Origin of the sequence: uncultured Gimesia sp., assembly GCF_963976445.1 — a bacterium.
In the GTDB taxonomy this organism is placed as follows: Bacteria; Planctomycetota; Planctomycetia; order Planctomycetales; family Planctomycetaceae; genus Gimesia.
Genome location: NZ_CAXBKP010000028.1, coordinates 64,248 through 75,458, shown reverse-complemented (window position 1 = coordinate 75,458; position 11,211 = coordinate 64,248). Strand labels below are relative to the sequence as shown.

Below are 11,211 nucleotides of genomic sequence, written 5' to 3'. Positions count from 1 at the left end.
CAAACTTTAGAGATGTTGAAGATTCATAAAGAGTCTAAAAAATTGGTTTGATTGAATTTCTTCTTACCAAGTATTTGTGTTGATTAAGTCCTTCAAATGTTATCAATAATTAACATTGTGAATTGGTTTTGTAGTACGGATACTTGTTGATTTACCCTGATACGTGTGATGCAACAGTCCGTGTTTTTTTTCTCCTAGGCCATCAATTGCACGGATTTCAAGCTTCCCTTCTATTCTTTTTTTCCCAACTTTAACCTTTTCACTAATCTTAATCGAATCTCCATTTATTTGAAGGTTGGAGTTTATTTTCATACCTCCTCTTGAATCGTCATCAACATGTCTGACCTTTTTTTCAATTGTTCTAACTTTTGTTTTTAAGGTGCTAACAGTATTGTTTAAGAGATTAATTTCTTCACGAAGTGATTTAGAAGTAGACTCTGCCCCCATGCTGAGTATACCGTTAAGCGATTTTTCTTATTTCGTCTGTCATCAGCATAAGAAAAAGGGAGCAAAAAACTAATTGCTAAAACAAATACAGCTTTTCTCATAATATGCCTTTTTTGAAGCTGTTTTTTATGTGCACTGAATAAATGTATTTTCCTATATATACTTGGGATTTAATTATCGCAATGAAAAACTCATTTTCGTGTACAGTTTAATGAAAGTAATCTAAACATTAGATTCCTATGAATCGGAGTAATTTGTTTGATGTGAATATGAAGGCGCTGTGCAATTTGTAACTGGGTAATATTCCACGGGTTTTTTGGGTTCCGAAGAGCGTTGGTACTCATCCACACATTGATTTTACTTTGTTTTGCGTTGATGACGCGGACAGCGGCGCGAGTAACAACCGCATTCACTATGCACGAGTGATGGCTATGATTTCAGAATTCACCAGCCAGCGCCTCTCTGCTTTATGCAATGGTTAGTGATTTTAGTACCACGATTCGTAGATGATAGAAACGGGTACGAGGTCGCTCGACTTAAAACCTTTACAGGCATGACAAAGTAGTTGAATATTCGAACCGCCGCTGGCTTCTACGAAGTTCGGACCAGGTAATCGATGGGATATGGACAGGTCAGTTGGAAATGCTTGAGAATCTCACGTTTGCAGACTAAATGTTTACTTTTTCACTGCAATTCAGTGGAGTAAAACGAATGTGTACGGTATCTTTTCTTCTCTGGTGGTTCGTCTAGTTGTCTCTGAGTTGCAAAGTAATCTTTGCAGAAAGAAGTCTCTTTGATCGTGGCTATTTTTATAACTCACAGTTGAAACGTAGCTTGAATCCCCTGCTGCGATCACCTCGGTTGTCGGTCAATTGTCATTCCGGCTGACGGGATGATGACAGCCTGATTCCTGTCTCGCGACAGCCTGACATGACTCCCCGTCTGACACCATGGCTGTCATCCTGTTAAGGGGCTGACAACGGGAAATTGACGGTATGACATCTTCGATTGATGAGTCCTCTTTTTCGCTTAGACAAGCGGAAACTACGTTTGTCATCCCCCTCTGACAAGTGACGGGGTGTCAGACATCCTGTCGTGAGGGGCGACAGAAATTGTTGACATCCTGTCAGCAGCAACGCTACTCTGGAGCGGTCTTATTTGTCATCCCGTCAGCCCCATGTCAGTCTCACCCATCGCAGGTTATCTCACCAAGAAAGAGATCGAAGAAGAGTTCAATCGCTCCCATCGTTCGTTGACCCGTGACTTCAGTCAGGCGGTCAGGGTAGGGGACTCTAAGATTCTCCCAAACCTCAAACTGCGAACCGACAATGGTAAGGAACTTATGGGAACCGAAGTGACACTGGAACTGATACAAGAACTCTCCAATCAGGGACTCTCGCCGACCTGGTATGCCCGGCGTGAATGGGTGCAAGAACATTACGATAAAGAGGCATCAAAAAAAGAGAAAAAACAATCTGAGAAGGAATCTCAAAGGATAGAAGAATCAAAGCCTTCACCTACCTCAACAGACAACGAACTGGTCTCCACTTTGAAATCACATATAATCCGTCTGGAGCAGGAGAATGATCGACGGTCTAATGAACATCAGCAGGACAAGCAATCGTTCATGGAACAGATCAAAATGTTCAAAGACATGTTTGATACGTTGAAGGAAGATCACACCGATACGAAAGAACTTCTTAAAGAAGTGCATCAAGTGATGGGGAAGTTTGCTGACGTCAGCCTGCTTGGGGCTCAGAGAGAGGCACCAAAGGATGACTTCCAAAAGCGTGAGACACCATCCGGACAAGATGCGATTATTGATCTTGGAAATGATAAGGCAGTGGAAGCAGTAGTTGTTGAAGAACCGAAGAAGACAAACAAGTCTTCTTCGAAACAGGAGGGTAAGAGAAATGTTAAGAATAAATCAACACGCTCTACAAAACCGAAAGGTGCAGCCACTCCGAAAACAAAGCAGACTGCAAAGACCAAACCAAAGTTACACAGGTGGTATGAGACTCCGACTTTGAACCGATTTATTTCCAGAAAACCCCGTAAATGAGATTCAACGGCTTTGAACATCTGACGGCGAATTACCTTTACTGCCCCAATCAGTTCTTTGATGTCTGCCTGCCACATCATTCACGAGGAACAGTTCGACTGGTGGCTTATCTGTTGCGAAAAACACTGGGTTGGCTCGATACAGAGGGAAATCCCATCGAACAGGATATCAGCATCTCGTATCGAGACCTTATCAGTGAAGCGGGAATCAGTAGAGGAGCGATTCGAAAAGCATTGGATGAAGCAGTTGCAGCTGGATTTATCATTTGTATTCAGCAAGGGAAGGCAAATGGGAATAATCAGGCAGCGGAGACGGCTCAATATGCACTTCGCTGGGATACCGGCAATGACTATGCAAAGACTCCTGAAACATTCAATGGGTTCTTTGCGGGGGAAGGATATCGCACGCCGATCCCGAATAGTTTTTTTGATCTGATTGTGAGGCAGGAGACACTAGCGGTAGTGAAGGTGGTTGGGACAGTCTTGCGTCACACGGTGGGTTATCAGAACCAGTTTGGGGGACGACGTCAAATTGCTCCGCTGTCGTACAGTTATATTCAGAAGTACGTGAATCTGAGTGATCGATCGACTCTCAGTGCAGCGATTCAGCACGCTATCGAGACGGGTTACATTCACTGTGTCCAGAAAGGGGGGATTGATCCCAGTCACACTATACGACGTCCCTCTACCTATGCCATTCGTTGGCATGTGCAAGCCAATCGTGAGGTGAGCGGTTCAAAAATCAGACCAGCGACTCGACAACGGTATAAAATCCAGACCAGTAACGGTTCAGAAACCCGACCAGCCAAACGGTTCAAAAATCAGACTGAAGAAAAGCCACAAGAAAATAACACTGACAAACAACAAAACGGACCAGCTGTTGTTGCTGTTGAAAATTTGGAATCATTTCAGTTACTGCAACACGCAGGATTTGATGATGAAATTGCCAAAGATTTGTCCCAGAAGAGGGGATTGGAAGAAATCCAACAACAGATCGAGTGGTTACCCCATCGAAATCCGGATCGCAATTCACTGGGCATGTTACGACGAGCCATTGAAGGGAATTGGTTGAAACCAGATTCTCTTCTCATTCAGGAAAAGAAACACCAGTCTCTTCAGAACAATCATGCAGAAGCTGTAGAGACTCAGATTGAAGAGGAGCTGGTATCAGCAGCCAAGCGGGAGAAAAAACGCCTCAGAGAGCAAGTGCGGTCTATTTGGAATGAACTGACGTTCGATGAACAAGCAAAAATCGAACAAACAGCTTTAGAGCAACTCGACTGCGAGTTCTTTCGGGATCGATTCAAAAAGAGAGAAGAATACCGTTTGAGTCAATGTCTGGATGTTCTCTCAGTTCAGTTGGGATCGGGTGACAGAGAAGTAAAAAGCCGTTTTCAATTGATTGCTCAATAGGCCCGCAACTGACATCGCAAAACACCCCGCGTTTACCCCCGCAGGCAGGTGCGGGTTTAGACGCGTCCGTTGGCGATTGGGAATCGACCAAACGGGGCTTGGCAAAGCCAAGAAAAGCCTCTTATGAGGTGACACCACTCGCGGGCGGGAACCCGCGAGGCCGAGACTTCCGACACATTCCAGGGATGCAATGGCTCCACTCTCGGCCTCGCGTCTCCCTTTGGTCGCCCCTCGTGGGTCACGCACTATTCCCTGGACAGGGAACGGCCGCGAAGCGGTATAAGCCCCTTAGCCTATCGGCTTCGGACACACCAGCCTTAGCATGTCGATAAGCATCGAGAGCATTTTATAAAAGTTTGCGAATGAAGAGATGCTCAACAACTGGCCGCATAATTCACTCTTCAGGAGTCCGCCAGTCTCGGGCTATCGCACCGAGAAGGTTTAAAAATTCCTCATGGCACTCTTCCAATTTTAGTCCGCGGTTTACCAAAACCTGAGCAGCGACACCATCTTGTTCCCGCATGATCCCCAGGAATAGATGCTCTGTTCCCACATAGTTGTCGTTAAGTGTCAGTCTCTCTTCCCGCGCGAATTCAATCACCTTCTTCGCTTGGAGTGTAAGTGGTAACCTTACACTAGTGACACAATCAAGTCCTGATTGTACAAGTTTTTCAACTTCCAGACGTATAATACGTAAATCGATATCCAACTTTATTAGAAAGTTGACAGCAACTCCTGATCCCTCTTTCATCAGGCCTGCTAAAATATTTTCGGTATCAAGGTGTTCGTAATTCAACCGTAGGGCTTCAGTATTAGCTAACTGCATGACTTTTTCTGCTTGGTCAGTAAAATCCTCGTACACAGTTCGCCTCCGTATTAATAGTTTACTCAAGGATCGATTCAGGCTTAGATCGAAGATCGATTTAATTCAGTGTTCTTTGTCTTCAAAGCTTGACATTGCTGTGATCGAATTGATTCCCGTTTGTAGGTCTAGTTGGTTTTGTGGGAATCAATCAATTCAATCGTGATGTAACTTGAAATGTCTGAGTCATTTCTTACGCCTGTTCATTTTTGCAGGAACGATAGCTTCTACCTGACTGCCTTTTCCAGATATTAGTCGATAATAAGTGTACTATAAAATCCTTGAGAACATTTGTCGAAGTCAAAAGACTATATTTACTAACTTCCAGTATTAAAGTGGATTCTTCGAAGAACAAAAGGGATGTGATAACGGGCGTCTTGTTCCGCTATGGTGTTTGTTGGTAGTCGCACACCCTTTATCAACAGTACAGAGATGATTGCCAGATACTGCCTGTTCTCCTTACTTTAGTATTAGCAAAATTATCAGCGTAACATTATATCCCAATCTTTAGCAGTCACATATTCCGGTTGCCGATTACGAAATTGGCCATCTAATAGATTGGTTGTCCAAGCAAGACGCACACGGCAACGTTTTGCCAGTTCCAGCACAGTTTGTTTCGCCCCATTTTCGCCTTCTCGATCGAGGTCATACATGACCGAAACATGTCCACCGGGAATGCTGTTCGCCAAGGATGCTAACTTGTCAGCCTGGGTTTCGGTAATAGTATTGCTGCAGACTGCTAAAGCGGGAACTCCGAGGTTGTGCAGGTTAATCACGTCGTTGGGGCCTTCAACCAGAATGATCCCGGTTTGCTGGAGTTGTACCGGAGTGGCGAGTTCGTGGAATTGTGGTTCACCAAAGAGTTCTTGTCCCCGATGAAATCCCTTCACAAATTTGAATTTCTGCGGTTCTTTAGAACTGTCGCCAGAACCTTGCCATTTTTTGTGTTGGTCTTCGTAGTTCAGATTCCGACCGAACCAGGTCAGAATATTTCCGTCTGCATCGGGATAGCCATAAACAAAATGACCTCGTAATAGTCCCTTTGCGTTATTAGGAAGGTAACCACAACGGAACTTTTTCATGATCTCGGGAGTCATAAACGGGCGTTTCCGTATATAGGCGGCTGCTTTGGGTGACATCTCCGCGACATCGGTAATAAACTGTTCGTCAAGGTTGACCAATTCACGTGCCCGTTCGTTTTCGGAATCTTTCAAGGGGATGTTGATGAGTGGGGACTCATCCTCCATCGATTCCGTTGCGGGGGATTGGTGTGTTGATGGTGCTTTTGGTTCTGGTGTCCGTCCTGCAACGAGTGCTTGCAGATCAGAGGCGATTTCCTTGAATTCCCGACCTTTCAGTTTTCCATCTGCCGGTTCTGAATTGTGCTTCATTAAATACATCAGATTGAGCAGGTTTCCCCGGACCGTGCAGCCGTACTGAAAACAGCGAAACACGGCTCCGTCCTGTTTTGTTTTGACCGAGATGGCACGATCGCCGGTTTCCTGTTCTTTACCACAGGCGAAAATACACGCCAGTCGCGTTTCGTTCTGCGTTTTGTGCAGTTCCGGTAAGGAAACGTTGTAGAAACTAGCGATGCGTTCGACGATATCACCACCGGCAATCAGTTCCTGCTGCAACGAATCAACGTCAATGTATCCACGATTTCTGTGTGCCATGCAAGTGGGAGTGTCAGCAATGTGAGAGAGAAAATGTTACGCTGGATGCCAACGTATGACAACAAAATCAATCACGAAATCACGTTGGCAAAAAACCGCACGCGATGATGACATCCTGGTAGCGCTGGCTCGTTGCCCTTTGACGGCGGAAGAGATTCTCAAATTGAGTCAGACCTGGTCACAGCCGTTCCTGAGTTTGCGGCGGGTGCAGGAACGCATGAAAGACCTGACCACCGCAGGCCAGTTGCATTCGTGGCGCTATGCCACGACTGGCCCAGGTGGTGCCCGGCTGTATTACAAACTGACGTTGGCCGGTTATCGTACCGTGATGCAGGACGATCATATTGAGCCGCCCACGAAACGGTTCTTTCACGAAATCAGTCCCGGACGGCATCGACATCAACGTGCATTGTCACAGTTCATCGTTCAGACCTATGCCGCCGCCCACCATCGGGGAATCAAAGTCATGGATTATCATCCGGAAAACACGTTTCGCATTGATTGCGGAGAACGTCCACTGTGGCCTGATGCTCGTTTTACTTTGGCATTGCCGAATGGAACGCAGTTCTCTTATTGTGTGGAACTGGATAACAGTACTGAATCGGTGCTGTCGTACAAAAGTGCAGACAGTATTTCGAGTAAAATGGGGCGTTATCTGGTCGATATGGTCGTCATGCCTCAACCGTACCGTGTGCTCTTTGCGATTACCGGTTCGTCAGATCGGTTACGGCATATTGTTGATGTTGCCGGGCAATACAAAATATCTGAACAATCCTTATCGCCGTTTTATGTAGTGTTACTGGATGATTATCTGGCACATCCCGATGCCTTTTTTCGTCCCTGTTTTCATTCACCCCAAAACAGGAACATTCCTCTGTTGCGATCACAGTCACGGCAGTTTCAGATTGCCTCACCCTTTCTGGAAAGACCGAAGGCACTGTGATAACTTATGGCTCCTGTTGGCAGGCTCGTTGCTCCGATGGTGCTGAGTTTTATCAAACTCGCCACTCCTGCTCGGACTGGTCAGCCACCCCCGAGCAGATTGCAAGCCACAACGAGGCAAAGCCCGCCGATGAAACATGCAACTTCTGACGCGGGTCCTTTGTGTGACGCATTCGCGTCTCAGTTCTAATTCACTCAAGAAGTGATTTCAACGGAAGCGTCAGATTTGTTTTACACTGACAACCTTGCTCTGCTGATGTAGGCTGTCGTTCTAATGCTGATTTCGATAAGTGACACCCCCACCAACGAACGAGGACCACGGCACATGCGGTCGATTCTGGCTGCCATTCATCATGCGACGTCACGAAAACAGCCTGTTTATTTCATCATTGGACAACACGCAGGGCAGGTCGGCTTATTTTGTCGATTTCCGAGGCTTTTGCACCGACTCATTCAAAGTCAGTTTCATGCTAAATATCCGGACTGTTCGATTGAACTGCTGGAAGAGGATACTCTGGATTGTCCCGCTGGGTTTCAGACCTGGGTCATGTCACTCCATTTACGCCCTGATCTCTTTCCGATCTTACGTTACCAGCAGTTTGAAGATGGAATTCACAACGAAGTGGATGACCCTATCGGTGGGATCTTACAGGCCGTGTCAGCGGGGGACTCTGATCTCCAGGCAAGAATTGAACTTGAAGTGATTCCTGCCCCTCCTCGACGATGTAGACAGGCACAGTCCGTCCTGGAATGTTTAGCGACTCCTTTTTTTCGGAGCCATCGTTCGTTGGCGCGTCAATATGCGTTCTTTGCCAGTAGCCCCCAACGCTGGCAGCGGACGTTCGTTGCGATATTGGTTCGTTGTTTGGTGCGATCTGAAGAATCACGGTTCAGTTTCGATGACGAACTGAGCAAGACCTCGTCCCGGATGCATGACAGTGAAAAAGATTTGCAGGCCGCGTCCGTCAAACTGGGGCAGCATCTGTTTGAAGTCCGATTAAAACTGATTGCTCAGGCACCTCAGAACCAGCAGCAGACTGCACTCAATAAACTGCATGAGCTGGCGGCTGTGTTGAACAAATTCACGGAACCCCGTTTCGGTGCGTTTCAGCCTGCAAAAATCAGACAGTCTGAGAATGGTTTCAATCGATCGGGGTTTCTGATTTCTGATGAAGAACTGGCGACCATGTGGCATCTTCCCACCAGTTCGGTACGTGATGTTTCCCGCATGGCGACACATTCCCGGCGGTTGGAACCGCCTGTGGAGTTACCCCTCAAGGAAAGGGAATCTTTGGGTTCCAGGATTTGTGAACTGGGAAGAGTGGCCTTTCAGGATCAGCATGAACGATTCGGGATTCGGACAGAAGACCGGTTTCGGCATCTGTTCATCGTCGGGAAAACCGGGAATGGGAAATCCACCGTCCTGCAGAATGCCATTCTTTCCGACATGAATTCAGGAGAGGGGCTGGCTGTCGTGGATCCGCACGGTGATCTGGTCCATGCGGTCCTGGCAGCCGTACCGAGTCAGCGGACCAACGATGTCATCCTGATTGATCCGAGTGATCTGGCGTTTCCCGTCAGTATCAATCCGCTGGATGTCCCCCCGTTTATGGTCGATGTTGCCTGTGATGGCGTGGTCAGTACGTTTCGGAAAGTCTTCGGAACGGGGACGCATACGCCCCGTTTGGAGGATATCCTGTGGAACACGGTTCTGGCTTTGATGCTGGCAGGGGACTGTACGATTCTCGATATGCTGCGGATGTTTGCCGTCGATGATACGTTTCGTCGGGAAACACTTGTCAGGGTGACAGACCCGGTGGTCCGGAACTGGTGGATGACCACGTTTCCAAGGCTCCGTTCCCTGAAAGGGGAGGACCCGTTCGCTTCGGTCGAGAATAAATTACGGCAATTACTGACGAATTCGGTGATCCGTAACATGGTCTCGCAGCCCAACAGCAGAATTGATTTTCGGAAGGCGATGGATGAAGGAAAGATCATCATTTTCAATCTTTCCAAGGGAAAACTGGGGGAGCGGACCTCTTCATTTCTTGGCTCTTTATTCGTGACTCAACTGCAACTGGCGACTATGACGCGTGCAGCGATTCCGGAACAGGATCGCAGGCCATTTTACCTGTATTGTGATGAATTTCAGCACATCGCGACATCGAGCTTTTCCGTATTTCTCTCAGAAGCCCGCAAGTACAAACTGGGGCTCTGTCTGGCGACCCAGTTCCTGGATCAGGTGGATCAACAGACTCTGCAGGCAGTGTTTGGGAACGTGGGTAGCCTGCTGGTGTTTGCCGTGGGCCCTCATGACGCGGGTATCCTGGCAGAACAACTGACTGGCCCTGTTAAAGCAGCCGATCTGATCGCCCTGCCCAAATACCGGGCTTGTATTCGTTTGATGATTGATGGCATGAGTCGTCCTGCATTCACGATGGAAACGATCAAGCCGGAATCGTCCTCCATTGATCGTTCCGAATTCGTTCGTGAACAATCCCGCAGACGGTATGCACAACCGGTGGAGATCATCCAGAACCAGATTGCCCGATCTTTCACTTCGGTTTGACGGATTTTCATTTTGATGGCAGTCTGCAACACTGATGGTAGCCTCTTTGACCGACGTCGAAATCCAAGCCCGAAATCGATTGATTCTCGATTTCCTCACCGCCGCCAAGGGAGCAGAGGTGTTTTATCTGGACCTTGCCTACTTCTTGAATATGGAACCTTATGATACCAACTGCTGGATGCGGAAATATGGCCAGGGACGCTGGAAGAATGGCAAAAATGGACTCTGGTGGCGGCTGATTTAGTGACCGTATTGCAGTGGTTATCAGGGGTTTGAAGGGAAAACTAAGTCTTCATTTTGGGAAATTCCTGTAGCCATTGTTCCCATAGAGTAGTATAATAGTGGTATGAATAACTTCGGAACAGGAAAGACATTGCGGGAAGCCTCACCCCATTTGCAGGATGCGGCAGAAAGGCACGCGCGCATTCTGGAAGTTGCGGAACGCGATAGCATTATCGAAGGACTGCCCCCGTTTACGGACGAGGTCCGTACCAGGCTCAGAGAACAGCTCGAAGCAATGGTTAGTTCCGAGCCCGTTTCAGAGCCTGCTGAGTAATCTGTATCATCGGCTGATAGTCTTTTCGAGCTAGTGCCGCTTTGGCGGCTTCAATATACTGTTGCGTGCCCGATTTTGACGTATCGTAGGTCAGCATGGGTCTACCCGATTGGATCGAAAGCAGATTGGTCATCAGCTTGATCGTCCTCGCATTTCCTTCTCGGAAGGGATGAATGGCCAGGAATTCTCCCTGAATTTCCCCCCCAGCTTCACAAAATGCCTCGTCGCTGACCAGCTTAGCTGGCGGGTATTTCTGCAACACTTCCTGTTCAAACGTCTGCATTGACTCGTCGAGATAATGCGGGGGAGGCCAGATGGCTCCTGGTTTGCTGATCTGCACGGTGCGCCAACGCCCCGCCCATTCGTAAAAGTCTCCAAAGATACGGGAATGGATATGGCAAATCAGTTCGGCAGTCATCGGCGTGTCGGTTCTGACTTCTGCCAGTAACGATTCATACGCCCTGGTGAGTCCCTCTTCCTCCGCGATTTGCAGTGTCTCAAGGTCTCGAATCCCTCGTTTGTTGACGAGCACCTGCTCTGCTTCATCGACATACTCGGCTTCGATATTGCCCGATACGTCGTATTTATTGTGCTGATTTTTTCCCATGCCCGTACTGTAGCGAGAGCATTTCCCAATTACCAGAAAGTGTTTTTGCTTCGGCGATAATTCTTTAGCACTCTGCAG

The 11,211-nt window shown here is 47.6% G+C and carries 10 protein-coding genes; 6 read left to right on the top strand and 4 right to left on the bottom strand.

All coding sequences use genetic code 11. The features are described from left to right. Positions 1-102: 102 nt before the first annotated feature. The gene (locus AAC022_RS23000; protein ID WP_339734874.1) at positions 103-447 is read right to left on the bottom strand and encodes a hypothetical protein; all 345 of its coding nucleotides are present in this window, start codon (positions 445-447) and stop codon (positions 103-105) included. Positions 448-1,873: 1,426 nt separating this feature from the next. On the opposite strand from AAC022_RS23000, the gene AAC022_RS22995 reads away from it, so the two are divergent. Together AAC022_RS22995 and AAC022_RS22990 are read left to right on the top strand one after the other, a co-directional pair. After that, entirely contained in the window at positions 1,874-2,509 is a 636-nt protein-coding gene (locus AAC022_RS22995) for a hypothetical protein (protein WP_339734872.1), read from the top strand. Further along, the gene (locus AAC022_RS22990) at positions 2,506-3,921 is read left to right on the top strand and encodes a hypothetical protein (protein WP_339734870.1); all 1,416 of its coding nucleotides are present in this window, start codon (positions 2,506-2,508) and stop codon (positions 3,919-3,921) included. Before AAC022_RS22995 ends, AAC022_RS22990 begins: the two co-directional genes overlap by 4 nt. Before the next feature lie 394 nt (positions 3,922-4,315). Here AAC022_RS22990 and AAC022_RS22985 read toward each other — a convergent pair whose 3' ends face one another. Both AAC022_RS22985 and AAC022_RS22980 read right to left on the bottom strand, forming a co-directional pair. Further along, complete coding sequence (locus AAC022_RS22985; protein ID WP_339734868.1) at positions 4,316-4,783, bottom strand: Clp protease N-terminal domain-containing protein; 468 nt, start codon at positions 4,781-4,783, stop codon at positions 4,316-4,318. Positions 4,784-5,265: 482 nt separating this feature from the next. Next, complete coding sequence (locus tag AAC022_RS22980; RefSeq protein WP_339734866.1) at positions 5,266-6,459, bottom strand: toprim domain-containing protein; 1,194 nt, start codon at positions 6,457-6,459, stop codon at positions 5,266-5,268. Positions 6,460-6,514: 55 nt separating this feature from the next. On the opposite strand from AAC022_RS22980, the gene AAC022_RS22975 reads away from it, so the two are divergent. The 4 genes from AAC022_RS22975 to AAC022_RS22960 all read left to right on the top strand — a co-directional run bounded on the left by AAC022_RS22975 (position 6,515) and on the right by AAC022_RS22960 (position 10,526). After that, positions 6,515-7,402 (top strand): replication-relaxation family protein, encoded by an 888-nt coding sequence (locus AAC022_RS22975; protein ID WP_339734864.1) that lies wholly within the window; start codon positions 6,515-6,517, stop codon positions 7,400-7,402. Positions 7,403-7,675: 273 nt separating this feature from the next. Next, complete coding sequence (locus AAC022_RS22970) at positions 7,676-9,970, top strand: DUF87 domain-containing protein (RefSeq protein WP_339734862.1); 2,295 nt, start codon at positions 7,676-7,678, stop codon at positions 9,968-9,970. 34 nt (positions 9,971-10,004) lie between these two features. Then, positions 10,005-10,214, top strand: a complete 210-nt coding sequence (locus AAC022_RS22965; RefSeq protein WP_339734860.1) for a hypothetical protein — start codon at positions 10,005-10,007, stop codon at positions 10,212-10,214. 102 nt (positions 10,215-10,316) lie between these two features. Next, positions 10,317-10,526: a hypothetical protein gene (locus AAC022_RS22960; RefSeq protein ID WP_339734858.1), complete on the top strand. Its 210-nt coding sequence runs from the start codon at positions 10,317-10,319 to the stop codon at positions 10,524-10,526. Here the strand turns inward: AAC022_RS22960 and AAC022_RS22955 are convergent. Then, positions 10,492-11,133, bottom strand: coding sequence for a Fic family protein (locus AAC022_RS22955; RefSeq protein ID WP_339734856.1), 642 nt, complete (start codon positions 11,131-11,133; stop codon positions 10,492-10,494). The genes AAC022_RS22960 and AAC022_RS22955 overlap by 35 nt on opposite strands. Between the last annotated feature and the right edge of the window lie 78 nt (positions 11,134-11,211).